Source organism: Streptomyces pseudovenezuelae (genome assembly GCF_001513955.1).
Classification (GTDB): Bacteria; Actinomycetota; Actinomycetes; order Streptomycetales; family Streptomycetaceae; genus Streptomyces; species Streptomyces pseudovenezuelae.
In genome coordinates, this window is record NZ_KQ948148.1 from 687,017 (window position 1) to 712,713 (window position 25,697).

Consider the following 25,697-nt stretch of genomic DNA (forward strand, 5'->3'; position numbering starts at 1 on the left):
ACTGGGTGTTTCACGTGAAACATCGGAGAACGACGACCGTCCGGCGATCGGTGGAAGTCCCCATGAAGGCTCCACCGGGCTTAAGGACCATTAGCCTCACGAGCATGGCGCGACTTCATCTCTTCGACCTCGACGGCACGTTGCTGCACGGGACCAGCGCGCCCGTACAGATCTCCCGGCAACTCGGACTGGAAGCCGAGGCGGTGGCACTCGACCAGGCGATCGGAGCCGGGCTCATAGGCCCGCCCGAATACGCGCAGCAGGTCCGCACGCTGTGGGCCTCCTTGACCGAGGCACACGTCGTCGCGGCCTTCGAAGGTGCCCCTTGGCTGGCCCGTATTCGGGAAGTCTGGGCGGAGATCCGGGCACAGGGGGACTATTGCGCGGTCGTATCCCTCTCCCCGTCGTTCTTTGTGGAACGGCTCACCAGTTGGGGAGCTCATGCCGCGTACGGATCCCGCTTTCCGGCCGTCCCCTTCACCGAGCCCGTGGATCCCGCCGGGGTGCTCAGTGCCGCCGCCAAGGTCCTGATCGCGGACCGGCTGTGCGAGCAGTTCGGAGTGACGCGGGACGACTGCGTCGCCTATGGCGACTCATCGTCCGACAAGGATCTGTTCGCCATGGTGCCGGTCTCGGTGGCGGTCAATGCGGATCATCACCTGTCCGACATCTCGACCCACTCCTATGACGGCATGGATCTGTGGGAAGCCTATGAATTGGTGCGCCACGCGCGGTAATGGGGCAATGCGTGATTCGCTTCGCCCGGCCCCCGCGCGCAATCCGTGGAGAAGGAGGGGGACTTGTGTGCGCGGCGGCGACCGGTAGGGTCGACTCCGGTTCTTGTCCCCGTGGGGGTGTGACCGGCCCGCGTGGTCGGGTGCGGGCAATGCAGCTTAATGCGACGGACAGATCGAAGACCCGCATTCGTGGTAAAGCGGTCCCGGCATCCATGCGCGGTGGCACGCTGCGGTGGACTGCGCACAGGGCTGAATGTGGCCGTGTCGGCCTGACGCGGAGCGGGAAAACGAGCCGTCCGCGGGGGAAAGCAGGCTTCTTCCGACCGAGGAAGTGCGCAGACCGACCGAAAGACGTTCGAGGCGAGGCACACCATGGACGCTCCGACCGGCATGTCGGCCGACAACGGCACTTCCGGGGGCGGGGCCGGCTGGTTCGCTCCGCACCATCAACCGACGGCGGCGCCCGGTGCCGTGCACGAGACGGCGGAGGGAAGCAGTCGGGCCGAGCTGCCCCCGGTCGGCAGGCCAGGGCCGGGCACCTCTCCGGCAGCCCCGACGGCCATCGGGGCGGACCTGTCGGCCCAGGCGGCAGCGGCGGAGGAGATACCCGGCCTGGCCGACGAGGCACAGGGCCCGACACGGCCGTACGAGACACCTCCCGCGGTGCGGACCCCGTCCTTACCGCGGTCCGGCCCGGCGCAGCCCCTGACAGCGCAGGACGAGACCCCTTCTGCACGCGAAGCCCCCGCCCCGCACCAAGGCACCCTCATGGGGCTCGGCACCGCTCCCGCGCAGTTCCCGGGCCTGTCCCCGAGGGACCAGCCGCCCTCCCCGGACGCCGTCCGCATCCGCCGGACCATGGCCGAGGTGGCGCCCGTCGCCGACAAGGTCACGTCGTACTTCTACGCGCTGCTCTTCGTACGCCACCCCGGACTGCGCCCGCTGTTCCCCGCCTCCATGGACGCCCAGCGGGACCGCCTGCTCAGGGCGCTGCTGACGGCGGCCGAGCACATCGACAACCCTCCGGTGCTGGTCGACTACCTGCGGAACCTGGGCCGCGGCCATCGCAAGTACGGCACCCGCGCCGAGCACTATCCGGCGGTCGGGGAGTGCCTCATCGGCGCGCTGAGCCAGTACGCCTCGGACAGCTGGGACAGGGAGACCGAGGCGGCCTGGGTCCGGGCGTACACGACGATCTCGCAGGTGATGATCGACGCGGCGGCCGCGGACGAACTGCGGGCCCCACCCTGGTGGTACGCGGAGGTCGTGTCGCACGACCTGCGGACCCCGGACGTCGCCGTCGTCACCGTCCGGACCGACCAGCCCTATCCCTTCCTGGCCGGCCAGTACACGAGCCTGGAGACGCCGTGGTGGCCGCGCATCTGGCGGCACTACTCGTTCGCCTCGGCGCCCCGCTCCGACGGTCTGCTGTCGTTCCACGTGAAGGCCGTCCCCGCGGGCTGGGTCTCCAACGCCCTGGTGCACCGGGCCCGCCCCGGCGACACCGTCCGGCTCGGTCCGCCGAGCGGGTCCATGACCGTGGACCACACCACCGACAGCGGACTGCTCTGCCTGGGCGGCGGTACCGGAATAGCTCCGATCAAGGCGCTGGTCGAGGACGTGGCCGAACACGGTGCACGACGGTCGGTCGAGGTGTTCTACGCAGCCCGCACCGACCACGACCTGTACGCCATCGACACCATGCTCAGGCTCCAGCAGTCCCACCCCTGGCTGTCGGTCCGCGCCGTCGTCGACCAGCAGGCCCGTCTTCGGTTCCCGGACGCCGTACGCGCGTACGGCCCCTGGCGCGACCACGACGCCTACCTTGCGGGGCCGCCCGGCATGATCCGCAGCGGTGTGGACACGCTCAGGTCCCTCGGGATTCCGCCGGAACGCATACGCCATGACTCCGTGGAGGAACTCGTTCTGGCCCAGTGACCGCGTGCGAGGTCAGCCCAGGTCCGGTGCGTGCATGGCCCGTACGCCCTCGATGTTGCCGTCCAGATAGTGGCGCAGGGACAGCGGGACCAGGTGGACGGAGGCGATCCCGACGCGGGTGAAGGGCACCCGGACGATCTCGTACTCCCCGATGGGCTCGTCCACTTCCGGCCCGTGCCGCAGGGACGGGTTCATCGACTCCAGGTGGCAGACGAAGAAGTGCTGCACCTTCACTCCGGTCGCACCGCCGTCGTCGCCGATGTGCTCGACGGTGTCCACGAAGCAGGGCACCACATCGCTGATCTTGGCGCCGAGTTCCTCGTAGACCTCGCGGTGCAGGGCGTCGACGACGGTCGTGTCCGTCGGCTCGACTCCACCGCCGGGAGTCAGCCAGTAGGGATCCATGCCGGGCTTGGTGCGCTTGATCAGGATCAGATCGTCGCCGTCGAGCAGGACGGCACGTGCGGTGCGCTTGACCACGGGTCTTACGGTCATGGGGGGAATGTGGCCCGGATGGTTCCACGTGAAACATCGCGTGCCGTCATCGCTCGGGATCGCCGGGCGGAGAGCGTGAAGCGTCGGCTCAACACCAGTCGGCAGCCGCCCGCAGCAGCCATTCGTGCGCCCGCGCGATATGCGGCATCGCCAGCGTCCCGGTGCGCACCACCAGGAAGTACGTCCGCAGCGGGGGCACGGTGGGCTCGTGCAGGGCCACGACCTCGCCGCGCTCCAGGGCGGTCGCACACAGATAACGCGGCAGCACCGCGAGCCCGGCGCCCGCGACCGCGCAGGCCAGCACCGCGCGCAGGTCGGGGACGACCACGGTGCCCGGTGCGGCCGGGCGGGAATCGAAGACGGAGGCCCAGTAGCGCGAGACGAAGGGCAGCGACTCATGCACCTCGACCACGGGAACGTCCTCCAAGGCGGGAGCGCGTTTGACCCCGGGAACGGCCCTGAGCGCCTCCCCCGAGCCGAGCTTGCCGGCCCAGCTGGGGGCGGCGACCAGCACGTGCTCCTCGTCGCAGAGCGTGCTCGCGGTGAGCAGCGCCCCCCGTGGACGGGCCGTGCTGATGGCCAGATCGTGATGCCCGGCGGCCAGACCCTCCAGGGTCTCCTCGGCGTTCCCGAAGGAGGCCCGCAGGGCGAAACCCTGGCCGTCCTCGCCGGTCAGCTCGGTGAGCGCGGGCAGCGCCCGCTCGGCGGTGAACTCGGGTGGCCCGGCCAGATGCAGGGTGCGCAAGGAGGACTCGTCGTCGAGGCCGGTCTCGGTGATCTCCACCAGGGCGTCGAGATGAGGGGCGGCCTTGTGGGCGAGCTCGTCACCGATGGTCGTGGGGGTCACGCCGCGGGCCTGCCGAAGGAACAGGGGACGGCCCAACTGCCGTTCCAGGGTGCGGATCTGCGAGGTGACGGCCGGCTGCGACAGCCCGAGCAGCGCGGCGGCGCGGGTGAAGGAACCGGCCCGGTGCACCGTCACGAAGGTGCGCAGCAAGGCCAGATCCATGGTGACGTCCCCCTCCCTGCCCCTGCCACGGCCCCGGGGCAGGGGCCCAACTATAAATATGTCGATAGGTCTCTGTCGCTACTGTGATTGGACACTGACACAGAGTCAACTAGCCTTGTTCGCGCGGTTCTTAGCGCGCGGGAACCGGGGCGGTCCGAGCCACGAGGGGGGAGGCTCGGACCGTCCGTCGTGCGTACCCGGACACGGTCGCGCGTCCGTGGAAAGCCCCGCGGGGACTGTCAGTCGACCGATTCGTCCAGCGCGCGCAGCACATCCGCCACCAGGTCCTCGGGATCCTCCGCCCCGACCGAGAAGCGGACGAAGCCCTCCGGCACATCGTCGCCGCCCCAGCGCCGACGCCGCTCGGCCGTGGAGCGCACCCCGCCGAAGCTCGTCGCGTCGTCCACGAGCCGCAGGGCGTCGAGGAAACGGTCGGCACGCGTGCGCGTGGGCAGCGTGAAGGACACCACGCATCCATAGCGGCGCATCTGCTGCGACGCGATCTTGTGCGAGGGGTCGTCGGGCAGCCCCGGGTAGCGCAGCCCGGTCACCTCGGGCCGCTGCCGCAGCGCCTGGGCGAGCACGAGCGCGGTCGCGTTCTGCCGGTCGACCCGCATCTGGAGGGTCGCGATCGACCGGTGGGCGAGCCAGGCCTCCATGGGTCCGGCGATCGCCCCGACGATCTTCCTCCAGCGGCGGACGGCGTCCATGGGCCCGCCCTCGCGACCGGTGACGTACCCGAGGAGGACGTCTCCGTGCCCCGTGAGCTGCTTGGTGCCGCTGGCCACGGAGAAGTCCGCGCCGAGCTCCAGCGGACGCTGTCCGAGCGGAGTAGCGAGCGTGTTGTCGACGGCGACCAGCGCACCACGCGCGTGTGCCGCCTCGACGAGCCGCCGGATGTCGCACACGTCGAGACCGGGGTTGGACGGGCTCTCGATCCACAGCAGCCGCGCGCCGTCGAGGACGTCGAGCTGGGCGTCGCCGCCGGTCGGCGCGGTGCGCACCGCGATGCCGTACGCCTCCAGCTGGGCGCGGATCAGTGGCAGCACCTGGTAGCCGTCGCCGGGCAGGACGACCGTGTCCCCGGCGCGCAGCTGAGAGAAGAGCACGGCGGAGACGGCGGCCATGCCCGAGGCGAAGACCAGCGTCTCGACACCGTCCTGACCCGGCGCCTCCAGCTCGCCGATGGCGCGTTCCAGCAGGCTCCAGCTCGGATTCGTGTCACGGCCGTAGGTGTACGGGCCGTCGACCTCGCCGGGCAGATGGAAGTGGGCGGCGAAGGCCGGACCGGGCAGGGTCGGTTCGTTCTTGACCGCCTCGGGCAGTCCCGCGCGCACCGCGCGCGTGCCCTCTCCCTGGTCCGCAGCCCTGTCGCTCATGCCACCCGTCCTTCCGTCCGCTCGCGCACCTCGGCGAGCAGACCCTCGCTCGCTGCCTCCACCATCTCAAGGCACTCCTCGAAGCCGTCCAGGCCCCCGTAGTACGGGTCCGGAACGTCCAGCTCGTCGCCCGCGGCGGGGTCGTACGACCGCAGCAGCCGTACCTTCCCGGCGTCCTCCGGCGTGGGCGCGAGGCGTCGCAGGGCCCTGAGGTGGCCGACGTCGAGGGCGATCACCAGGTCGAGGCGGGAGAACCAGGCCGGCTGGAACTGCCGGGCCGTATGGGCGCCGTCGTAGCCGTGCTCCTCCAGGACGGCCACGGTGCGCGGGTCGGCGCCGTCGCCCTCGTGCCAGCCGCCCGTGCCGGCGCTGTCGACCTCGACCAGGTCCTCCAGACCGGCCTCGGCCAGGCGGGCGCGGAAGACCGACTCGGCCATCGGGGAACGGCAGATGTTGCCCGTGCAGACGAAACAGACGCGGTAGGTCATGCCTTCTCAGTCCTCGTCAGTCCTCGTCGGGCAGGACGACGTGCAGGGCCCAGGACACGATCGAGATGATCAGGCCGCCCAGAACGGCCGTCCAGAATCCCTCGACATGGAAGCTCAGGTCGAGCTTGTCGGCGAGCCACGAGGTCAGCAGCAGCATCAGCGCGTTGACGATCAGCGTGAACAGACCGAGCGTCAGGATGAACAGCGGGAAGGTGAACACCTTCACGATGGGCTTGACCAGGAAGTTCACCAGGCCGAAGACCAGGGCGACGAGGATCAGCGTCCAGACCTTCTTGCCGGTGCTGTCACCGGTCAGGGTGATCTTGTCGAGCAGCCAGACGGCGACCGCCAGAGCACCCGCGTTGGCGATCGTCTTGACTAGGAAATTCTTCATGTGTCTGATCGTGACAGAAGAGATCGGTTACGGGCACTGACGAGGGTGGACTAAGTCGATGAAGGCATTCCGGTTGGATGAACTGGAGGCGGAGCGCGCCGCCAACGACGGTGCCTACCTCCAGTTCCTGCGTGAGCGGAACATGTCGGTCGGCCTGTACGCACTCGACGCGGGCGCGCAGGACCCGCAGCAGCCGCATCGCCAGGACGAGGTCTACTTCGTGGTCAGCGGACGCGCGGCGATCACCGTGGGCATGGAGACCACCCAGGTCTCGCGCGGCAGCGTCGTCTACGTGCCGGCCGGTGTCGCCCACAAGTTCCACCACATCAGCGAGGACCTCAGGGTCATGGTGGTGTTCTCTCCCCCCGAGAGCTGACCTGCGACCTCGGGGTTCCCTAGGGGATCAGTCAGGGGAGGACAAGGGGTGCGAGACCCCCGCAGCGGCACCTCCCGGCTCTAGCATCGAGTGCAGGACATTGGTGGATCCGGTACCAGAGGGGCCGGACGGTGCCGGAATGCAGAGAGGTAAGTGCGATGGGAGAGATCTTCGCGGGGATGCCGTGGTGGGTGAAGTGGATCGCGGTGCCGGTCATCGCCCTGGTCGTGTTCGGCGGGCTGATAGCCACCGTGGTCGGCTTCGTCATCGGCCTGCTCTTCAAGCTGCTGGTCTTCGTGGCCCTGGTCGGCGGTCTCGTCTACGTCGTACGGAAGTTCATGTCGAGCTCCTCTTCGCGCAGCGACTGGTGAGCATCCGGAGCGGGCGGGGCGACCGGTAACAGGAATGCCCCGTTCCCTCGGGCGAGGGAAGTTTTCCGGACGGGCCGTATACGAGCGGTGGCGGACCGTTAAAGTCCGGAACTCGACGCGGGGACGACCCCGCGAGCGGAGTACACCCCCTCCCGTGTTCCCCGCACGGGCTGCCCCCTCGCGCCCCGGGAGTGACCCTTGGCCACGGTTGACACCGCACCCGCACAGATCGACGCCCGCTCGACGACTCCTCCGACCCAGCCGACGGCTTCGGTACGACCGACAGCTTCGGTACGACCGACGGATCCAGGAGGCCCGGCAGCCGCTGCCCAGCCGGTGGGCCCCGCGCAGCCGGTAGGCCCCACCCCACCGGCAGCCCCGGCTCAGCCGACAGCTCCGGTACGGGCGTCAGCGCCCGCTCTGCCGCCCGATCCCGCTCCGCCCACGGCTCCGGTCCGGACGTCGGCTCCCGTGCAGCCCACCGCGTCCGTACGGCCGTCCGCCGCCGTCCAGCGGCACGCGGCGCCCTCCGTCGAATCTCCCGAACAAGCCCACTCCGCCACCCTGATCGGGTCCGTGCAGCGCGCGATGCGCCTGCTCGAATCCGTCGCGGAGCACGAGCACGGAGCCCCCGCCAAACAACTCGCCCGTGAGACCGGGCTGGCGCTCCCCACGGCGTACCACCTGCTGCGCACCCTCGTGCACGAGGGCTATCTGCGCCGCGACAAGGGCCTGTTCTTCCTCGGGGAAGCGGCTGAGCGGCTGAGCAGCAGCGGAGCCGAGCAGAAACGTCGCAGCACCGTCGTCGACGCGCTCGCGCACTGGCGGGATCTGATCGGTGTGCCGGTGTACTACGCCCAGTACCGGGACGGCGAGATCGAGGTCCTCTGCGTCTCCGACAGTCCCGCAAACCCTGCGGTCGAGGAGTGGGCCGACTTTCGCGAGACCGGGCACGCACACGCGATCGGGCAGTGTCTGCTCGCCCAGCTCGACGACGAGGGCCGGCGTGACCACCTCGACCGGTACCCGGTGCGGTCCATCACGCCGTACACCGTGCGCGACGACCACAGTCTGCTCCGGCGTCTCGAACGGACCGCCCGGATGGGGCCGGTGATCGAACGTCAGGAGTACGCACTGGGGACCATGTGCGCGGCGATTCCGATCACGGTGGGTAACGCTGCGTCAACGATGGCCATCTCATTGCCCGCTCATCAGGCAGACCGATTGGTGGCCGCAACCCAGCAATTGCAAGAAGAAATCGGGCGGTTGATGGGATCGCTCGCGATCTCTATCAGTATCTGAAAACTCACTCCTTGTGATCTGTCGTACACGTTCAGCAAGATGCCACCAGTGTCAAAGGGATCTTTTCGGCCGACGAAGGCAGATGACGGGGTAAGCGATGCGCGAGACCGTACAGGCAGAGGTCATGATGAGCTTCCTCGTGTCCGAGGAGCTCTCCTTCCGCATTCCCGTGGAACTGCGCTACGAGGCCTGCGATCCGTACGCGGTCCGGCTGACCTTCCATCTCCCGGGCGACGCCCCGGTGACCTGGGCTTTCGGCCGTGAGCTGCTGATCGACGGGGTGGGACGGCCCTGCGGGGAGGGCGATGTACGCGTCTCGCCCGCCGGCTCCGACCTGCTGGGTGATGTCCTGATCAGGCTTCAGGTCGGCGGTGACCAGGCCCTGTTCCGCTCGTCGACGGCGCCGATCATCGCGTTCCTCGACCGCACCGACAAACTGGTGCCGCTGGGCCAGGAGACCGCGCTGGCTGATTTCGACACCCATCTCGACGAGGCGCTGGACCGGATCCTGGCGGAGGAACAGAGCGCGGGCTGACCCCCTGCGGGGGCGAGCCGACGGAACGCTTCATCGTGAGGTGGGAGGGTGCAGGAACGCTTCTGCCGGACCGGAAGCAGTCGGGGCCGCCCGGAACCGCTCGGACGACGAGGTCGGAGCGGGAGCGGATGTGGCGCGATTCAGCGCGTGCCCTGGCACGCCGTTGTACGGCGAGCGATCTCCTAGTGGCCCGTGAGCTGTGGCAGGGAGCCGGGAGCCGTAAGCCGGGCGACGGGTCCCCTGGAACCGGAAGGAGCCTCGGAGCAAGCCGGCCGGAGTGCCGCTACGCCCCGCCTCGCCTTCTCGCTCCCTCGGCCCCCTCTCACCGCCTGCGCCGCCGCCCCTTCCCGCCACGTCCAGCCGTCGGCCGACTGTCGGCCGTGCCCGCGCTCGCACTCATCGCCGGTACGGGCGTGGACGCCACCGCCTCCGTCCCCGGGCGGTCGGCCGAGACCACCAGGGCCGCGAGGGCCGTGGTGACCGGGACCGAGGCGACGAGGCCGATCGAGCCGACCAGCGTGCGCACGATCTCCACCGCCACCAGCTCGCTGTTGGCGACCGTCCCCACGCTGGACTGCGCGATGGAGAAGAGCAGCAGCAACGGCAGCGCGGCGCCGGCGTAGGCGAGGACGAGGGTGTTGACGACGGACGCGATGTGGTCGCGGCCGATCCGGATACCCGCGCGGTACAACCCCCGCCAGCCCATCGTCGGGTTGGCCTCGTGAAGCTCCCAGACCGCCGAGGTCTGCGTGACCGTCACGTCGTCGAGGACACCGAGCGAGCCGATGATGACGCCGGCCAGCAGCAGACCGCTCATGTCGATCGACGGGTACAGCCCGTGGATGAGCCCGGTGTTGTCGTCCGTGTTGCCCGTCAGAGCCGCCCAGCTGATGAACAGCGAGCCGAGGACGCCGATCAGCACGAGGGAGATCAGCGTGCCGAGGACCGCCACGGAGGTTCTGGCGGACAGCCCGTGGCACATGTAGAGGGCGATCAGCATGATGGCGCTCGACCCGACCACCGCCACGAGCAGCGGGTTCGAGCCCTGGAGGATCGCGGGCAGGACGAAGAAGTTCAGCAGGAGGAAGCTGACGGCCAGGGCGATCAGCGCCATGACACCGCGCATTCGCCCGACGATCACGACGGCGAGCGCGAAGATGCCGGCGAGCAGCGCCATCGGGAACCCGCGGTCCACGTCGGTGACCGAGTACTGCAGGTCCCTGGGCGCGGAGGGCTCGTACGCGACCACGACCTTCTGGCCCTCGTGCAACTGCCGTGACTGGTCCGGCTGGACGATCTCCGTGAAGGTGCGGCCCTTGTCCTTGCCGGTGTCGACCCGGATCGTCGCCTTCTTGCAGCTGCCCTTCGCCTGCTGCTCGGCGGACGAGCCCTCGGCGGTGGAGGTGTCGCCGGTCGGGGTCTCCCCCGAGGCGTTCACCGACTTGCAGCTGACGCTCACGACCTTGCTGACCGTGGCCTTCTGGGTCTGCCGGTCGAAGCCGACCCCGGTGCGTTCGTGCGCCGGGGCGCCACCGGGCCACAACACCCCGAGCCCCACGAGCACGGCCACACCGAACGGGATGAGGATCGCCGCGATGACCTTGCGCAGATGCTTGGAGACGGGAGTCGCCGGTCCGTGGCTGTGACTGTGCGAGTGGCCGTGCCCCCCACCGGAGCTGGGCCCGCTCCCATGCCCATGCCCGTCACTGGAACCGTGCCCATGCCCGTCACTGGAACCGTGCCCGTCACCGGATCCGTGTCCGCCGCCGTGCCCGTCACCGCCCTGGCCGTCACCGCCACTCAGACCGCCGCCACCGAGGCCGCTGCCTCCGCCGCCCTGGACACCGTGGCTCGCCCCCTGGCCGTAGCTGTGGCCACCGCCGTGGCCATCCGCATGCCCGCCACTGTGCTCGCGTTCATGCTCGTGCCAGCCGCCGACCCCACTGCCCCCACCGGTCCCGCCGGTTCCACCGTCGCCGAAGCCACCGCGGGAGCCGTTGCCGGGGCCGTGCCCAGGGCCGTTTCCGGAGCCCGGCCGGCGCGGAGGCTCGGGGGGCGGGTACGGGGGCTGATGCGTCGTGGTCACCGCCCGATCATCGCAAGAACGACAGGGGCCCCCTGTTCACCGCGCCCGAATTGACGCTAGCGTGGAGCCACCTTTGTACACGCGGGAGCTCGGAGCACCGGGCTGAGAGGGCGCTGACCTCCGTCCCAGCGATGTTTCACGTGGAACGTCATCTCAAGCGAGTGACGTTCCCCACGAAACGTCGGCAGACGGAAGCCGCTGCGTCGACCGCCGAACCTGTTACCGGGTAATGCCGGCGTAGGGAGTAGGTCTCATGACCATCAAGGACGCGCGCACGCCTGCCTCCGAACAGAACGACGACCAGCTCGACTCGGAGGCCGGGAAGTCCATCGGCTGGCACAAGGCGTACGTCGAGGGCTCGCGCCCCGATCTGCGGGTGCCGGTCCGTCAGGTGCACCTCACCAACGGGCAGTCGGTCACGCTGTACGACACGTCGGGCCCGTACACCGATCCGCTCACCGAGACGGACGTCCGCCGGGGCCTCGTGCCACTGCGGGAGAACTGGATCATCGCCCGCGGGGACACCGAGGAGTACGCGGGCCGTCCCGTGCGCCCCGAGGACGACGGGATCAAGCACACCTCTCCGCGGGGTGGCCTCCGCAACCTCGACGCGGTCTTCCCGGGGCGCTCCCGCCAGCCGCGCCGCAGCCGTGACGGCCAGGCGGTCACCCAGCTCGCCTATGCGCGACGCGGTGAGATCACCCCTGAGATGGAGTACGTGGCGATCCGGGAGAACGTCGCCCCCGAGGTGGTCCGTGAGGAGATCGCGGCGGGCCGCGCGGTGCTGCCGGCGAACGTCAACCACCCGGAGATCGAGCCGATGATCATCGGCAAGCGGTTCCTGGTGAAGGTCAACGCCAACATCGGCAACTCGGCCGTGACTTCCTCCATCGAGGAGGAGGTCGAGAAGATGACCTGGGCGACCCGGTGGGGCGCCGACACGGTCATGGACCTGTCCACCGGCCGCAACATCCACACCACCCGCGAGTGGGTGCTGCGCAACTCCCCCGTCCCCATCGGCACGGTGCCGCTCTATCAGGCGCTGGAGAAGGTCGACGGCCGCGCCGAGGAGCTGACCTGGGAGATCTACAAGGACACGGTCATCGAGCAGGCCGAGCAGGGCGTGGACTACATGACGGTGCACGCGGGCGTGCGCCTGCCGTACGTACCGCTGACGGCCAACCGCAAGACCGGCATCGTCTCGCGCGGCGGCTCGATCATGGCCGCGTGGTGCCTCGCGCACCACAAGGAGTCGTTCCTGTACGAGAACTTCGAGGAACTGTGCGAGATCCTCGCCGCCTACGACGTCACGTACTCGCTCGGCGACGGCCTGCGCCCCGGTTCGATCGCGGACGCCAACGACGAGGCGCAGTTCGCGGAGTTGCGCACGCTCGGGGAACTCAACCGGATCGCGAAGCGTTTCAACGTACAGACCATGATCGAGGGCCCGGGCCACGTCCCGATGCACAAGATCAAGGAGAACATCGACCTTCAGCAGGAGATCTGCGATGAAGCTCCGTTCTATACGCTCGGCCCGCTGACCACCGACGTCGCGCCGGCCTACGACCACATCACCTCCGGCATCGGCGCCGCGATGATCGCCTGGTGGGGCACCGCGATGCTCTGCTACGTCACGCCCAAGGAGCACCTGGGCCTGCCCAACCGGGACGACGTCAAGACGGGTGTCATCACCTACAAGATCGCCGCGCACGCGGCCGACCTCGCCAAGGGACATCCGGGCGCCCAGGAGTGGGACGACGCCCTCTCCGACGCCCGCTTCGAGTTCCGCTGGGAGGACCAGTTCAACCTGGCCCTCGACCCCGACACGGCCCGGGAGTTCCACGACGAGACCCTCCCGGCCGAGCCGGCCAAGACGGCTCACTTCTGCTCCATGTGCGGGCCGAAGTTCTGCTCGATGAAGATCTCCCAGGACATCCGCCGGCGCCACGGCGACAGTCAGGAGGAGATCGAGGAGGGCATGGCCCAGAAGTCGAAGGAGTTCGCGGCGGCGGGCAACCGGGTCTATCTCCCGATCGCCGACTGACGCGGGCGAACCGTCGACGGCCGGTCCGCGGTCAGGTCTTCGGCTTGCGCTCCCCGTGGTGGGGGCGCAAGCCGAGGGGCTGTGCCGGTGTCATTCCGGCTGGTGTTCCGGCCCCCCGAAGTCCGGGCTGGTGTAGTCCGGGCTCGTGAAGCTCGGTCGGGCGCCGGAGGCTCCCTCATCCGGGCTGCTGAAGCCCGGGCGGTCGTAGCCGAGGCTGGGCATCCGGCTGGCCGGCGGGGGCGGTGCCGTGTGGTGCAGTGCGGCGGTGCCGGGGTCGGCCAGGGCCTCCCTGAGGAAGGGGAGGAGGCCGCGTTCCAGCAGGGCCTCGCGCCAGGCGTCCCTGGCCCGCGCCACCTCCTCGCTCAGGGCGCCGTACTCCGCGTCCGGCGAGGGCCGGTTGCGCAGGGCGGTGATCAGCAGGCCGCCGGCGGCGACCAGGATCGCGGCCGCGGTCAGGGCACCGAACACCCAGCCGATGGTGATCATGGCGTGGGCGAACGCCGGCGGTGGGCTGAGCATCTGGAGGATGTAACCCACGAGCAGGAAGATCGCCGCGGCGATCCCGGCCAGGACAGGCGTCAGAACGGCGGCGACGGCGACGGCGCCCGCACCGGCGGTCTCGGCGACCTCTCCCATGGTGGTGGCGAGCCCCATCGCACCCGTGCCGGACTCGGCCGGGCCGGGTTCGTGCACGGACGACAGGGTGGACTGCGTCGCCGGGCGGCGCTGTTCCTCGCGGACCTTCACGTAGTGCTGGTACTCGGTCGCCGCGGCCGCCGTGATGAGTGCGGTGGCGTTCAGCGCCATGGTGCGCAGCTGTTCGGGATTCAGCCGCTGTCCGATCGCGGCCAGTTCGGGACGGTGTGGTGCGGAGCGCAGCGCCTCATCGAGGATCCGCTCGTACTCCTGGCGGTCCTCGCTGTGCAGGTGCTGCGGAACGCTGTTCATGTGCATCCCCCGATGCTCCGTAGGGCTTGGGGCTCGCATGCCAACGAGCCGTCGGGCAGAAACGGAGGGGAGCCTGCTACGGATAAGCAGATGGTAGAGCGGTCACGGCACAGGGTGACAGGGGGTTTCCAGAAATTGGCCTCTGGCCTGCGCGGTCGACGGTCGTTCCGCCGTGGGGGAACGAATGCCCTGTGAAGGCTCAGATATCCAGGGGCAGTTGCTGGACCAGCAGTTTTCCGGCCATGGTCACCCCGCCGTCCATCGCGATGGCCAGTCCGTCGGCGTAGACGTGCGGTCCCTCGACCACCGGACCGGATTCCTCCTTGTCGTCCTCGGAGCCCACTTCGCCGAGCAGATAGGGGATCGGGCTGTGTCCGTGGACGATGCGGGTGCCGCCGTACATGTCGAGCAGGGAGCGCACATGGTCGGCGCCGCCCTCGTCGCGGAAGGAGAAGCGCTTGGTGAGCTTGCGGAACAGGTCCCACACCTCGTCGGCGTCATTGCGCGTGAGGGTCTCGCGGACGGTGTCGTTGACCGCCTCGATCGAGTCGCCGTAGTCGAGGTAGGCGGTGGTGTCGGAGTGCACGAGCAGATGGCCGTCGACTTCCTCGACGGCGTCGAGGCGGGCCATCCACTGCAGGTGGTGGTCCTGGAGGCGGTCCATGTCGGTCTTCTGGCCGCCGTTGAGCAGCCAGGCCGCCTGGAAGGTGGCGGTGCCCGCGCCGGAGTTGACGGGGGTGTCGCCGAACCGCTTGGCGCCGAGCAGCAGCAGCTCGTGGTTGCCCATGAGCGCCTTGCAGTAGCCGCCGGCCGCGGCGGCCTCCGCGGACAGCCGCATCACGAGGTCGATGACGCCGATGCCGTCGGGTCCGCGGTCGGTGAAGTCACCCAGGAACCACAGCCGGGCGGTGCCGGCGCACCAGTTGCCCGCGGCGTCGACCAGGCCCTTCTCGTGGAGTGCGGCCATCAGTTCGTCGAGGTAACCGTGGACGTCGCCGACGACGTACAGCGGGCCGGGGCCGTCCTCCGCGAGTTCGGCGGGGTCGGCGGCCGCCTGGATCCCGTCACCGTGGTCGATGACGGGCAGGTCCTGCTCGGTGGGGGTGTACCCCTCCGGGTAGGCCTCCTCGTGGGCCGGCGCGACGTCGCCGGGGTGTGTGCTGTGGCCGTACGGACCGGTCTCGTTGACGTACGCGGGCACCCGGAAGTCGCGCAGCACCGCCGTGCGCTCCACCTCGGGTCCCTGACCGGCCCCCTGAGTCATCAGACCCCTCCACCATCGCGCCGCATCTGCACCGCTTCGGACTGCCTGGTCGCAGCGGCCCGCGGTGTCGTGGGCCCATCATAGGAATGCGGATCGCGCCGTGTGATGACCCAGGGGTGGTGAATCGGAGCAAGACTCCTGTTCATCGCGGCATTCGCCCCGGTTGGGCCGGGCTTCGCCCCTCGCCCGGCCACCGTGCGGCTACTGTCCCTCGGGCGACCGCGGCGGGCTGACCGTCGTGCGCGGGGCCCGTCGCTGGGACGAGGTGCGCACGATCAGCTCCGTCGGTATCACCTGCTCGACCGGTTGGTCCGATTCGACCCCTTCGATGGCGTCGATGAGGAGCTGGATCACGGCCGTGCCGATCCGGCGGGGCTTGAGGGAGAGCGTGGTGACGGGCGGCTCGGTGCTGGCGTACACGGTGGACTCGCTGCAGCAGACGATCAGCAGGTCGTCCGGGACGCGCAGCCCGTAGCGGCGGGCGGCGGCCAGCAGGTCGGTGCCGTTGGGGTCGAACAGGCCGTAGACGGCGTCCGGTCGGTCCGGGCGGGCGAGCAGCCGGTCGGCGGCGACGGCGCCCGCGCACGGATCGTGCGCCGGATAGGCCTCGTAGACCGGGTCCTGGCCCACCCGCTCGCACCAGCGCAGGTAGGCGGTGGTCGACAGGTGGGTGTACGTGTCCGTCGTCGTCCCGGTCAGCAGGCCGATGCGGCGGGCGCCGGCGTCGGCGAGATGGTCGAGGATGCCGAGGACGGCGGCCTCGTGGTCGTTGTCGACCCAGGCCGTGACCGGGAGCGCGCCGGCCGGGCGGCCGTCGGAGACCACCGGTAGGCCCTGCCGGACCAGTTCGCTGACGACCGGGTCCTGGTCGGACGGGTCGATGACCACGGTGCCGTCCAGGGCGACGTTCGACCACACGTCGTGGCGCGAGGTGGCCGGGAGGATGACGAGGGCGTAGCCGCGGGCGAGCGCGGCCGAGGTGGCGGCCCGCGCCATCTCGGCGAAGTACGCGAACTCCGTGAAGGTGAAAGGTTCATCCCCGTACGTCGTCACGGTCAGGCCGATGAGTCCCGACTTGCCCGTACGGAGGGTTCTGGCGGCGGCCGAGGGCCGGTAGCCCAGCCGGTCGGCGACCTCCCTGACATGGCGGCGGGTGGCGTCCGGGAGCCTGCCCTTGCCGTTCAGGGCGTCGGAGACGGTCGTGATGGAGACTCCGGCGGCGGCGGCCACGTCTCTGATGCCCGCCCGGCCCGGCCGACTGCCTCGACGTGAGGTTTCCGCGCGGCTCACCTGGTGCTTCCCTGCTGCTGTCATGGCGAGCCGATAGTAGGGCTCATGCGGTGGGGTAGGGCGGACGCATATGCACGCGTTGACAGGCACGTTTCTGCAAGGTCATTTAGTGTCAACTACCTTTGAAACAAAGTCAGTTAAACGATCCAATGGCACTACGTAACTTGTCGGCACGCATGGACCTGCCGAGGTCCCGATGTTTCGAAGAGGTCTCAACTCACCTGCACGGGTGACGCGCGCTACGGCGTGAGCCACCGGCGCATAGATATATGTGACCGCGCCCCCTGATTCGTCTGCCTTCGTACGGTGATGCCCCTGATGCCTGTGGGGCTGATGAGGTTGGTTCTCACCTGTACGCAGCGGCGCCCAATCCTCATAAGGTGAGCAGTATTGGAGCCGGCTGCCCGAGTCGGCCGCCATGTGTCGGTGGTCATGAGGAGGACTGCGGTGAGCGAGACAAGCCCGAAGCTGCGCGCCGAGCTGGAGGGTATCCCCACGTACAAGCCGGGAAAGCCCGCCGCGGCCGGCGGCCCGGTGGCCTACAAGCTGTCCTCCAACGAGAACCCGTATCCGCCGCTGCCGGGCGTGCTGGAGACCGTGACGGCCGCGGTCTCCTCCTTCAACCGCTACCCGGACATGGCCTGCACGGGCCTGATGAACGAGCTGTCCGAGCGCTTCGGCGTCCCGCTCTCCCATCTGGCCACCGGAACCGGGTCCGTCGGCGTCGCCCAGCAGCTGATCCAGGCGACCTCGGGACCGGGCGACGAGGTCATCTACGCCTGGCGGTCCTTCGAGGCGTACCCGATCATCACCCAGATCAGCGGCGCCACCTCGGTGCGGGTACCGCTCACGGCGGGCGATGTGCACGATCTGGACGCGATGGCCGACGCGATCACCGAGCGGACCCGGCTGATCTTCGTCTGCAACCCCAACAACCCGACGGGCACGGTCGTGAGGCGGGCCGAACTGGAACGCTTCCTCGACCGGGTGCCGAGTGACGTGCTGGTGGTGCTGGACGAGGCCTACCGCGAGTTCATCCGCGACCCCGAGGTGCCGGACGGCGTGGAGCTGTACCGCACGCGGCCGAACGTCTGTGTGCTGCGCACCTTCTCCAAGGCGTACGGTCTCGCGGGCCTCAGGGTCGGCTTCGCGATCGCCCATGAGCCGGTGGCCGCGGCGCTGCGCAAGACGGCGGTGCCCTTCGGGGTGAGCCAGCTCGCCCAGGAGGCGGCGATCGCCTCGCTGCGAGCCGAGGACGAACTGCTCGGCCGGGTCGGCTCGCTGGTCTGTGAGCGCAACCGCGTGGTGGAGGGGCTGCGGGCCCAGGGCTGGACGGTGCCCGAGACCCAGGCCAACTTCGTCTGGCTGCGGCTGGGGGAGCGCACGGTCGACTTCGCGGCGGCGTGCGAGCAGCACGGTGTGGTCGTACGGCCCTTCGCGGGCGAGGGTGTGCGCGTGACGGTCGGGGAGGCCGAGGCGAACGACATCTTCCTGAAGGTGGCGGAGGGCTTCCGCAAGGAGCTGTGACGCGAGGTGGTGAGTCCGCGGGCCCGGGGTTTCACGTGAAACCCTGGGCCCCGCGCGCCAGGGGCCGACCGGTCCCTTCCAGATGTGACCTATCGGACCCACTCAGGGACCCCCCTCCCGTCCCGTGTCGAACGGCCATGCGTCATAATTGCTTGTGAATGTGAACGCTTTCACAAGCGCATCTCTTTGCATGCATTTGTTCCACAAGCCTGTGAGGTAAGGAGCGGCGACGTGGACCTGGCTCTGGCGCCGGAGACCCTGGCGCGCTGGCAGTTCGGCATCACCACCGTCTACCACTTCCTGTTCGTCCCTCTGACGATCTCCCTGGCCGCCCTCACGGCAGGCCTGCAGACCGCCTGGGTGCGTACGGAGAAGGAGAAGTACCTCAGGGCCACCAAGTTCTGGGGCAAGCTCTTCCTGATCAACATCGCGATGGGTGTGGTCACCGGCATCGTGCAGGAGTTCCAGTTCGGCATGAACTGGTCCGACTACTCGCGGTTCGTCGGCGACGTCTTCGGTGCCCCGCTCGCCTTCGAGGCCCTGATCGCCTTCTTCTTCGAGTCCACCTTCATCGGCCTGTGGATCTTCGGCTGGGACAAGCTGCCCAAGAAGATCCACCTGGCCTGCATCTGGATGGTCTCGATCGGCACGATCCTGTCGGCGTACTTCATCCTCGCGGCCAACTCGTGGATGCAGCACCCCGTCGGCTACCGGATCAACAAGGCGAGGGGACGCGCCGAGCTCACCGACTTCTGGGCGGTGCTGACCCAGAACACGGCGCTCACCCAGGTCTTCCACACCATGTCGGCCGCCTTCCTGACCGGTGGCGCCTTCATGGTCGGCATCGCGGCCTTCCATCTGTTCCGCAAGAGGCACATCGCCGTGATGAAGACCTCGCTGCGCCTCGGCCTGGTCACCGTGGTCGTCGCCGGCATGCTCACCGCGATCAGCGGTGACACGCTCGGCAAGGTCATGTTCAAGCAGCAGCCGATGAAGATGGCCGCCGCCGAGGCCCTGTGGGACGGCCAGGACTCCGCTCCCTTCTCGATCTTCGCCTACGGCGACGTGGAGAAGGGCCACAACACCGTGGCCATAGAGATCCCGGGTCTGCTGTCCTTCCTCGCGGACGATGACTTCACCTCGTTCGTCCCCGGCATCAACGACGTCAACAAGGCCGAACAGCAGAAGTACGGGCCGGGCGACTACCGGCCCAACATCCCCGTCACCTTCTGGGCCTTCCGCTGGATGATCGGCTTCGGCATGGCTTCCTTCGCCATCGGCCTCGCCGGACTCTGGCTGACCCGCAAGAAGTTCATGCTGCCGCAGCACCTGAGGGTCGGCGAGGACGAGGTGCCGCATCTGGTCCTGTTCAGGAACAAGGCCCTCAGCCCCAAGCTCGGCAGGCTCTACTGGCTCGTGGCGATCTGGACCCTGGGCTTCCCCCTGATCGCCAACTCCTGGGGCTGGATCTTCACCGAGATGGGCCGCCAGCCGTGGGTCGTCTACGGCGTCCTGCAGACCCGGCACGCGGTCTCCCCCGGCGTCTCCCAGGCCGAGGTGCTCATCTCGATGCTCGTCTTCACGGCTCTGTACGCCATCCTCGCCGTCGTCGAGGTCAAGCTGCTCGTGAAGTACGTCAAGGCCGGCCCGCCCGAGCTCACCGAGGCCGACCTCAACCCGCCCACGAAGATCGGCGGCGACACCCGTGACGCCGACAAGCCGATGGCCTTCTCGTACTAGGCCGAGGGAGATCGAGTCATGGAACTTCACGACGTCTGGTTCGTGCTCATCGCCGTCCTGTGGACCGGCTACTTCTTCCTGGAGGGGTTCGACTTCGGGGTCGGAGTCCTCACCAAGCTGCTTGCCCGCAACCGGGTCGAGAAGCGCGTCCTGATCAACACCATCGGTCCTGTGTGGGACGGCAACGAGGTGTGGCTGCTGACGGCGGGCGGCGCGACTTTCGCCGCCTTCCCCGACTGGTACGCCACGCTCTTCTCCGGCTTCTACCTGCCGCTGCTGGTCATCCTGGTCTGCCTGATCGTCCGCGGTGTCGCCTTCGAGTACCGGGCCAAGCGGCCCGAGGAGAACTGGCAGCGCAACTGGGAGACCGCGATCTTCTGGACCTCGCTCATCCCCGCGTTCCTGTGGGGCGTGGCCTTCGGCAACATCGTGCACGGGGTGAAGATCGACCAGCACTTCGAGTACGTCGGCTCCCTCTGGGACCTCCTGAACCCGTACGCCCTGCTCGGCGGACTGGTGACGCTGACCCTGTTCACCTTCCACGGAACGGTGTTCACGGCCCTGAAGACCGTCGGGGAGATCCGGGAGCGGGCACGGAAGCTGGCGACCCGGGTCGGTCTCGTCACCGCTGTCCTCGCGCTGGTCTTCCTGCTCTGGACCCAGGTCGACAGCGGTGACGCCAAGAGCCTGGTCGCGCTCGTGGTGGCCGTGGCCGCGCTGGTCGCCGCCCTGGTGGCCAACCAGGCCGGCCGTGAGGGCTGGTCGTTCGCCCTGTCGGGCGTCACCATCGTGGCCGCCGTGGCCATGCTCTTCCTGACGCTCTTCCCGAACGTCATGCCGTCCTCGCTCAACGCGGACTGGAGCCTGACGGTCACCAATGCCTCGTCGAGCCCGTACACCCTGAAGATCATGACCTGGTGCGCGGGGATCGCCACACCGGTTGTCCTGCTCTACCAGGGCTGGACCTACTGGGTGTTCCGCAAGCGGATCGGCACGCAGCACATCGCCGAAGCCGCGCACTGAGCCCGCATGGGGGGCATGTTTCACGTGAAACATGCCCCCGTGAGAAGAGGGTGTGTTTCACGTGAAACCGATCGACCCGCGTCTGCTCCGATACGCCCGGGCCACCCGCCTCTTCCTGGTGGCCGTGGTCGGCCTGGGCGGTCTCGGAGCCCTGCTGGTCATCGCCCAGGCGATGCTCATCGCCGAGATCGTCGTCGGTGCGTTCCAGCATGGTCTCGCGGTCGCTGAACTCCGCACTCCCCTGCTGCTGTTGGCGGCCGTCGCTGTCGGCCGTGGGCTCGTCGCCTGGCTCACCGAGTTGGCCGCCCATCGCGCGAGCGCCGCAGTGAAGTCGGAGCTGCGGGGGCGGCTCCTGGAACGAGCCACGGCTCTGGGGCCCGGGTGGCTGAGCGGGCAGCGGACGGGTTCCCTGGTCGCCCTCGCCACCAGGGGGGTCGATGCCCTCGACGACTACTTCTCGCGCTATCTCCCGCAGTTGGGCCTTGCGCTGGTCGTGCCGGTGGCGGTGCTGGCGCGGATCGTGACCGAGGACTGGGTCTCGGCGGCCATCATCGTCGGGACCCTGCCCCTCATCCCGGTCTTCATGGTGCTGATCGGCTGGGCCACGCAGTCCCGGATGGACCGGCAGTGGCGGCTGCTGTCCCGGTTGTCGGGGCACTTCCTCGATGTCGTGGCGGGGTTGCCGACCCTGAAGGTGTTCGGCCGGGCCAAGGCGCAGGCCGAGTCGATCCGCCGCATCACCGGTGAGTACCGGCAGGCGACCATGCGGACGCTGCGCATCGCCTTCATCTCCTCCTTCGCCTTGGAGCTGCTGTCGACGCTTTCGGTGGCGCTGGTCGCCGTGACGATCGGGATGCGGCTCGTCCACGGCGAGATGAACCTGTACGACGGCCTGGTCATCCTCATCCTGGCCCCCGAGGCTTACCTGCCCCTGCGGCAGGTGGGTGCGCAGTACCACGCGGCGGCGGAGGGGCTGGCGGCCGCCGAGGAGATCTTCACGGTGCTGGAGACGCCGGCACCGGCATCGGGCACGGCCGCGGTACCGGCCGGGGCGCTGGCCTTCGAGCAGGTCACGGTCAGGTACCCCGGGCGCTCGGGGGACGCCGTCACGGACGTGTCCTTCGAGGTCGCGCCCGGGGAGACGGTCGCGCTGGTCGGGCCCAGCGGGGCGGGCAAGTCGACGCTGCTGAGCGTCCTGCTCGGATTCGTACGGCCGGCCGAGGGGCGGGTACGGATCGGGGGAGCCGATCTCGCCGAGGTCGGCCTGGAGGAGTGGCGGTCACGCATCGCGTGGGTGCCGCAGCGGCCGCAGCTGTTCGCCGGGACGATCGCCGAGAACGTACGGCTGGCCCGGCCCGAGGCCGACGAGAGCGCGGTACGGAAGGCGCTGGGGGACGCGGGGGCCCTGGAGTTCATCGACGCCCTTCCGCAGGGGGCGGACACCGTGCTCGGCGAGGACGGGGCCGGGCTGTCCGCCGGGCAGCGGCAACGGCTGGCGCTCGCCCGGGCGTTCCTCGCGGACCGGCCGGTGCTGCTCCTCGACGAACCGACGGCGGCGCTCGACGGAGCCACCGAGGCGGAGGTCGTGGCGGCGGTGCGGCGGCTGGCGGCCGGGCGGACGGTCCTGCTGGTGGTGCACCGGCCGGCGTTGCTCGGGGTGGCGGACCGGGTGGTGCGGCTGACGGAGCCCGCAACACCGGCCCCCGCGCCAGCCATGGCCCGGACGTCCACGGCACGCACGATCGAGGACGGCGGCCCCGTGTCGGCCGAGCCCGGGACGACCGAGCCGACCACGCGGGCGCACGGCGTTCTCGCCCGTGTCCGTGCCATGTCGGGCCCGCGACGAGGCCGGCTGGCGCTCGCGCTGCTGCTCGGCAGCCTCGCGCTCGGAAGTGCGGTGGGACTGATGGCCACCTCCGGCTGGCTGATCTCGCGGGCCTCGCAGCAGCCGCCTGTTCTGTATCTGATGGTGGCCGTGACGGCGACCCGGGCCTTCGGGATCGGGCGGGCCGTGTTCCGGTACGCGGAGCGGCTGGTGTCGCACGACGCCGTGTTGCGCATGCTCGCCGACACCCGGGTCGCCGTCTACCGGCGCCTGGAACGGCTGGCACCCGCCGGTCTGCGCACGGCCCGCCGGGGTGATCTGCTCTCGCGGCTCGTCTCCGACGTGGACGCGCTCCAGGACTACTGGCTGCGCTGGCTGCTGCCCGCAGGTGCCGCCGTCCTGGTGTCGGCGGCCTCCGTGGGCTTCACGGCCTGGCTCCTGCCGGCGGCCGGTGCCGCGCTGGCCGTGGGCCTGCTGGCCGCCGGTGCCGGTGTCCCCCTCATCACGGGAGCCGTGGCGCGCCGCGCCGAGCGCAGGCTCGCCCCCGCCCGCGGGGCGCTGTCGACGCACGTGACCGATCTCCTCACCGGGACCGCGGAGTTGACCGTCGCCGGTGCCCTGCCCGCCCGTACGGCCGAGACCCGGCGGGCCGACGGCGTACTCACCCGGATCTCCTCCCGCGCCGCCACCGCCACCGCACTCGGTGACGGCCTCACCGCCCTGATCTGCGGCCTGACCGTCACCGCCACCGCCCTGGTTGGCGCACAGGCGGTCGCCTCCGGGCGGCTCGGCGGGGTCGCGATGGCCGTGGTCGTGCTCACACCGCTGGCTGCCTTCGAGGCCGTCCTCGGGCTGCCGCTCGCCGTGCAGTACCGCCAACGGGTGCGCAGGAGCGCGGAGCGCGTCCACGAGGTGCTGGACGCATCCGAGCCGGTACGGGAGCCGGAGCACGCTCGGCAGGCGCCCGCCTCGCCGTTCCCGCTCGTCCTCAGGGGACTGACCACCCGGCACGCAGGCCAGGACCGGGACGCGCTCGCGGGCCTCGATCTCACCCTCGCCGAGGGCCGGAGGACCGCCGTGGTCGGGGCCTCCGGCTCCGGCAAGACGACCCTCGCGCAGGTGCTGCTGCGCTTCCTGGACGCGGGCGCCGGCACCTACACCCTGGGCGGCGTGGACGCCTATGGGCTGCGCGGTGACGACGTACGGCGGCTGGTGGGGCTGTGCGCCCAGGACGCGCACCTCTTCGACAGCTCGGTGCGCGAGAACCTGCTCCTCGCCAAGAAGGACGCGGACGAGGAGGAACTGCGGGACGCCCTGCGGCGGGCCCGCCTGCTCGACTGGGCGGAGAGCCTGCCCGACGGGCTCGACACGCTGGTCGGCGAGCACGGGGCGTGGCTGTCCGGCGGTCAGCGTCAGCGGCTCGCACTGGCCCGGGCGCTGCTCGCGGACTTCCCGGTCCTCGTGCTCGACGAGCCCGCCGAGCATCTCGACCTTCCCACCGCCGACGCGCTCACCGCCGATCTGCTGGCCGCCACCGAAGGCCGTACGACCCTCCTCATCACCCACCGTCTGGCGGGACTCGAGTCGGTGGACGAGGTGGTCGTGCTCGACGAGGGGCGGGTCGTGCAGCGGGGCTCCTACGCGGAGTTGGCGGGTGCGGAGGGGCCACTGCGGAGGATGGCCGAGCGGGAGGCGGAGTCGGAGCTGCTGGTGGCGGCGGGCTGACGCCGCCCGACGACGCCGGCGGTACGACGGTCGGGTGGCAGGCGCCGCACTGACCCGTCCGCAGCAACGTGTCCCCCGGGCGTACGCCTTGAACAGGACCGGGTCCAGGTACCCGGGACAGGATCGCTGACATGCGATCACCTCGCCGTCATCCGCTGCTCGTTCCGGCTCTGCTGTGTGCGCTCGCGGTGCTGGTGGCGCGGCCCGCGGACGCCGCGGCCGACGGCGAGGACGGCCGCGCGGACGCTGATCCGGGGATCAGCGCGCAGGTGTTGCGGCTGTACCAGGACGCGGCGCTGGCGACCGGCCGGTACGAGGCGGGGCGCCAGGAGGCGGAGGCGCAGCGGGCCAGGGAGCTGTGGTTCCAGGAACTGCTCGGCCGGGAGCGGCGGGAGATCGCCGTTCTGCACGAGGGGCTGGGCCGTATCGCCCGGGCCCAGTACCGCGACGGTGGCGGGCTTCCGCTCACCGCGCAGATCATCTTCGCGGCCGACCCCGCCGACCTGATGCGAGGTCAGCACGTCTTCTCCCGGACGATGCTGGCCGTCGACAACGCGGTCGAGAAGAGCCGTCGGGCCGAGGCCCGGCTCGCGGCGGACGAGGCGAGGGCCGCGGCGGTCCGGCAGCGGCTGGAGCGCCGCAGTGCCGAACTCGCCGCTCTGAAGCAGGACATCGAGCAGACACTCGAAGAGGCCCGGTGGCGGTTGCAGGGACAGGCCGACGCCTCGGTGGCGGCCGGTTCGTGCCGGGGTGCCGTGCGCCTGGACCAGCCGCAGCCGGCCGCGGAGCACACCTGGGTCACTCCGGTGGCGGCGTACGAGCTGTCCGCCGGGTTCGGCAGCGGCGGGTCGCACTGGGCGAGCCGGCACACCGGGCAGGACTTCGCGGTGCCGATCGGGACGCCGGTGCGGGCGGTGGGCGCGGGCCGGGTGGTGAAGGTGTCCTGCGGAGGAGCCTTCGGCATCGAGATCGTGATCGAGCACACGGGCGGCTATTACACACAGTACGCCCATCTCGCCGCCGTCACCGTCGACCAGGGGGAGAGCGTCGTGCCGGGGCAGTGGATCGGCCAGTCGGGCACGAGCGGCAACTCCACCGGTCCGCATCTGCACTTCGAGGTGCGGGTCACGCCCGAGGCGGGTTCTGCGGTGGACCCGGTGCCGTGGCTGGCGGCACGAGGCGCGCCGGTCGGCTGAGCCGC

General features: G+C 69.9%; 21 protein-coding genes. 12 read left to right on the forward strand and 9 right to left on the reverse strand.

Annotation, left to right across the window (positions count from 1 at the left end; genetic code table 11):
* Nucleotides 1-104: 104 nt before the first annotated feature.
* Entirely contained in the window at nucleotides 105-737 is a 633-nt protein-coding gene (locus AQI94_RS23410) for an HAD family hydrolase (RefSeq protein ID WP_031039992.1), read from the forward strand.
* A gap of 372 nt (nucleotides 738-1,109) precedes the next feature.
* Complete coding sequence (locus AQI94_RS23415) at nucleotides 1,110-2,675, forward strand: globin domain-containing protein (protein ID WP_078902646.1); 1,566 nt, start codon at nucleotides 1,110-1,112, stop codon at nucleotides 2,673-2,675.
* A gap of 12 nt (nucleotides 2,676-2,687) precedes the next feature.
* Here AQI94_RS23415 and AQI94_RS23420 read toward each other — a convergent pair whose 3' ends face one another.
* The 5 genes from AQI94_RS23420 to AQI94_RS23440 form a co-directional block, all read right to left on the reverse strand.
* Complete coding sequence (locus AQI94_RS23420) at nucleotides 2,688-3,170, reverse strand: NUDIX domain-containing protein (protein ID WP_031039986.1); 483 nt, start codon at nucleotides 3,168-3,170, stop codon at nucleotides 2,688-2,690.
* Nucleotides 3,171-3,258: 88 nt separating this feature from the next.
* Nucleotides 3,259-4,179: a LysR family transcriptional regulator gene (locus tag AQI94_RS23425; RefSeq protein ID WP_031039983.1), complete on the reverse strand. Its 921-nt coding sequence runs from the start codon at nucleotides 4,177-4,179 to the stop codon at nucleotides 3,259-3,261.
* 239 nt (nucleotides 4,180-4,418) lie between these two features.
* Nucleotides 4,419-5,558 carry a cystathionine gamma-lyase gene (locus AQI94_RS23430; RefSeq protein ID WP_031039980.1) on the reverse strand — a complete coding sequence of 380 codons (1,140 nt, stop codon included), beginning with the start codon at nucleotides 5,556-5,558 and terminating at the stop codon, nucleotides 4,419-4,421.
* On the reverse strand, nucleotides 5,555-6,046 hold the full coding sequence (locus AQI94_RS23435) for a low molecular weight protein-tyrosine-phosphatase (RefSeq protein ID WP_031039977.1): 492 nt from the start codon (nucleotides 6,044-6,046) through the stop codon (nucleotides 5,555-5,557). The genes AQI94_RS23430 and AQI94_RS23435 overlap by 4 nt, the downstream gene beginning before the upstream one ends.
* A 16-nt stretch (nucleotides 6,047-6,062) precedes the next feature.
* Complete coding sequence (locus tag AQI94_RS23440) at nucleotides 6,063-6,440, reverse strand: phage holin family protein (protein WP_031039974.1); 378 nt, start codon at nucleotides 6,438-6,440, stop codon at nucleotides 6,063-6,065.
* A 58-nt stretch (nucleotides 6,441-6,498) separates the two neighbouring features.
* Here AQI94_RS23440 and AQI94_RS23445 point away from each other — a divergent pair, with 58 nt between their 5' ends.
* The 4 genes from AQI94_RS23445 (at nucleotide 6,499) to AQI94_RS23460 (ending at nucleotide 9,024) form a co-directional block, all read left to right on the forward strand.
* Nucleotides 6,499-6,816 carry a cupin domain-containing protein gene (locus tag AQI94_RS23445; protein ID WP_031039972.1) on the forward strand — a complete coding sequence of 106 codons (318 nt, stop codon included), beginning with the start codon at nucleotides 6,499-6,501 and terminating at the stop codon, nucleotides 6,814-6,816.
* 158 nt (nucleotides 6,817-6,974) lie between these two features.
* A complete protein-coding gene (locus AQI94_RS23450) occupies nucleotides 6,975-7,187 on the forward strand; it encodes a DUF5326 family protein (RefSeq protein WP_020119530.1) in 213 nt (70 codons plus the stop codon).
* 588 nt (nucleotides 7,188-7,775) lie between these two features.
* Entirely contained in the window at nucleotides 7,776-8,489 is a 714-nt protein-coding gene (locus tag AQI94_RS23455; protein WP_031039967.1) for an IclR family transcriptional regulator, read from the forward strand.
* Nucleotides 8,490-8,586: 97 nt separating this feature from the next.
* On the forward strand, nucleotides 8,587-9,024 hold the full coding sequence (locus AQI94_RS23460; protein ID WP_031039964.1) for an SsgA family sporulation/cell division regulator: 438 nt from the start codon (nucleotides 8,587-8,589) through the stop codon (nucleotides 9,022-9,024).
* A 322-nt stretch (nucleotides 9,025-9,346) separates the two neighbouring features.
* Here the strand turns inward: AQI94_RS23460 and AQI94_RS23465 are convergent, their stop codons facing one another.
* The gene (locus AQI94_RS23465; RefSeq protein WP_078902647.1) at nucleotides 9,347-10,828 is read right to left on the reverse strand and encodes a YibE/F family protein; all 1,482 of its coding nucleotides are present in this window, start codon (nucleotides 10,826-10,828) and stop codon (nucleotides 9,347-9,349) included.
* A gap of 535 nt (nucleotides 10,829-11,363) precedes the next feature.
* Between AQI94_RS23465 and thiC the strand changes: the two genes are divergently transcribed.
* Nucleotides 11,364-13,154 carry a phosphomethylpyrimidine synthase ThiC gene (gene thiC / locus AQI94_RS23475; RefSeq protein WP_031039955.1) on the forward strand — a complete coding sequence of 597 codons (1,791 nt, stop codon included), beginning with the start codon at nucleotides 11,364-11,366 and terminating at the stop codon, nucleotides 13,152-13,154.
* A 90-nt stretch (nucleotides 13,155-13,244) separates the two neighbouring features.
* On the opposite strand, the gene AQI94_RS23480 is transcribed toward thiC, so the two are convergent.
* The 3 genes from AQI94_RS23480 to AQI94_RS23490 form a co-directional block, all read right to left on the reverse strand.
* The gene (locus AQI94_RS23480) at nucleotides 13,245-14,108 is read right to left on the reverse strand and encodes a membrane protein (RefSeq protein ID WP_031039951.1); all 864 of its coding nucleotides are present in this window, start codon (nucleotides 14,106-14,108) and stop codon (nucleotides 13,245-13,247) included.
* 193 nt (nucleotides 14,109-14,301) lie between these two features.
* The gene (locus AQI94_RS23485) at nucleotides 14,302-15,366 is read right to left on the reverse strand and encodes a metallophosphoesterase (RefSeq protein ID WP_031039947.1); all 1,065 of its coding nucleotides are present in this window, start codon (nucleotides 15,364-15,366) and stop codon (nucleotides 14,302-14,304) included.
* A 201-nt stretch (nucleotides 15,367-15,567) separates the two neighbouring features.
* Nucleotides 15,568-16,680 (reverse strand): LacI family DNA-binding transcriptional regulator, encoded by a 1,113-nt coding sequence (locus AQI94_RS23490; RefSeq protein ID WP_078902645.1) that lies wholly within the window; start codon nucleotides 16,678-16,680, stop codon nucleotides 15,568-15,570.
* Between the two features lie 423 nt (nucleotides 16,681-17,103).
* On the opposite strand from AQI94_RS23490, the gene hisC reads away from it, so the two are divergent.
* The 5 genes from hisC to AQI94_RS23515 all read left to right on the forward strand — a co-directional run bounded on the left by hisC (nucleotide 17,104) and on the right by AQI94_RS23515 (nucleotide 25,692).
* A complete protein-coding gene (hisC, locus tag AQI94_RS23495; RefSeq protein ID WP_031039943.1) occupies nucleotides 17,104-18,183 on the forward strand; it encodes a histidinol-phosphate transaminase in 1,080 nt (359 codons plus the stop codon).
* Nucleotides 18,184-18,414: 231 nt separating this feature from the next.
* The gene (locus AQI94_RS23500; RefSeq protein ID WP_031039941.1) at nucleotides 18,415-19,923 is read left to right on the forward strand and encodes a cytochrome ubiquinol oxidase subunit I; all 1,509 of its coding nucleotides are present in this window, start codon (nucleotides 18,415-18,417) and stop codon (nucleotides 19,921-19,923) included.
* 18 nt (nucleotides 19,924-19,941) lie between these two features.
* Entirely contained in the window at nucleotides 19,942-20,946 is a 1,005-nt protein-coding gene (gene cydB / locus AQI94_RS23505) for a cytochrome d ubiquinol oxidase subunit II (protein ID WP_031039938.1), read from the forward strand.
* A gap of 61 nt (nucleotides 20,947-21,007) precedes the next feature.
* Complete coding sequence (gene cydD / locus AQI94_RS23510; RefSeq protein WP_062229913.1) at nucleotides 21,008-24,496, forward strand: thiol reductant ABC exporter subunit CydD; 3,489 nt, start codon at nucleotides 21,008-21,010, stop codon at nucleotides 24,494-24,496.
* Between the two features lie 131 nt (nucleotides 24,497-24,627).
* A complete protein-coding gene (locus tag AQI94_RS23515; protein WP_031042258.1) occupies nucleotides 24,628-25,692 on the forward strand; it encodes a M23 family metallopeptidase in 1,065 nt (354 codons plus the stop codon).
* Nucleotides 25,693-25,697: the final 5 nt, after the last annotated feature.

What these genes read in the sequence shown, in the direction of transcription:
- AQI94_RS23410 (WP_031039992.1), top strand. Translation starts at nt 105, where the DNA reads ATGGCGCGACTTCATCTCTTCGACCTCGACGGCACGTTGCTGCACGGG.
- AQI94_RS23415 (WP_078902646.1), top strand. Translation starts at nt 1,110, where the DNA reads ATGGACGCTCCGACCGGCATGTCGGCCGACAACGGCACTTCCGGGGGC.
- AQI94_RS23420 (WP_031039986.1), bottom strand. Translation starts at nt 3,170, where the DNA reads ATGACCGTAAGACCCGTGGTCAAGCGCACCGCACGTGCCGTCCTGCTC.
- AQI94_RS23425 (WP_031039983.1), bottom strand. Translation starts at nt 4,179, where the DNA reads ATGGATCTGGCCTTGCTGCGCACCTTCGTGACGGTGCACCGGGCCGGT.
- AQI94_RS23430 (WP_031039980.1), bottom strand. Translation starts at nt 5,558, where the DNA reads ATGAGCGACAGGGCTGCGGACCAGGGAGAGGGCACGCGCGCGGTGCGC.
- AQI94_RS23435 (WP_031039977.1), bottom strand. Translation starts at nt 6,046, where the DNA reads ATGACCTACCGCGTCTGTTTCGTCTGCACGGGCAACATCTGCCGTTCC.
- AQI94_RS23440 (WP_031039974.1), bottom strand. Translation starts at nt 6,440, where the DNA reads ATGAAGAATTTCCTAGTCAAGACGATCGCCAACGCGGGTGCTCTGGCG.
- AQI94_RS23445 (WP_031039972.1), top strand. Translation starts at nt 6,499, where the DNA reads ATGAAGGCATTCCGGTTGGATGAACTGGAGGCGGAGCGCGCCGCCAAC.
- AQI94_RS23450 (WP_020119530.1), top strand. Translation starts at nt 6,975, where the DNA reads ATGGGAGAGATCTTCGCGGGGATGCCGTGGTGGGTGAAGTGGATCGCG.
- AQI94_RS23455 (WP_031039967.1), top strand. Translation starts at nt 7,776, where the DNA reads ATGCGCCTGCTCGAATCCGTCGCGGAGCACGAGCACGGAGCCCCCGCC.
- AQI94_RS23460 (WP_031039964.1), top strand. Translation starts at nt 8,587, where the DNA reads ATGCGCGAGACCGTACAGGCAGAGGTCATGATGAGCTTCCTCGTGTCC.
- thiC (WP_031039955.1), top strand. Translation starts at nt 11,364, where the DNA reads ATGACCATCAAGGACGCGCGCACGCCTGCCTCCGAACAGAACGACGAC.
- AQI94_RS23480 (WP_031039951.1), bottom strand. Translation starts at nt 14,108, where the DNA reads ATGCACATGAACAGCGTTCCGCAGCACCTGCACAGCGAGGACCGCCAG.
- AQI94_RS23485 (WP_031039947.1), bottom strand. Translation starts at nt 15,366, where the DNA reads ATGACTCAGGGGGCCGGTCAGGGACCCGAGGTGGAGCGCACGGCGGTG.
- AQI94_RS23490 (WP_078902645.1), bottom strand. Translation starts at nt 16,680, where the DNA reads ATGACAGCAGCAGGGAAGCACCAGGTGAGCCGCGCGGAAACCTCACGT.
- cydB (WP_031039938.1), top strand. Translation starts at nt 19,942, where the DNA reads ATGGAACTTCACGACGTCTGGTTCGTGCTCATCGCCGTCCTGTGGACC.
- AQI94_RS23515 (WP_031042258.1), top strand. Translation starts at nt 24,628, where the DNA reads ATGCGATCACCTCGCCGTCATCCGCTGCTCGTTCCGGCTCTGCTGTGT.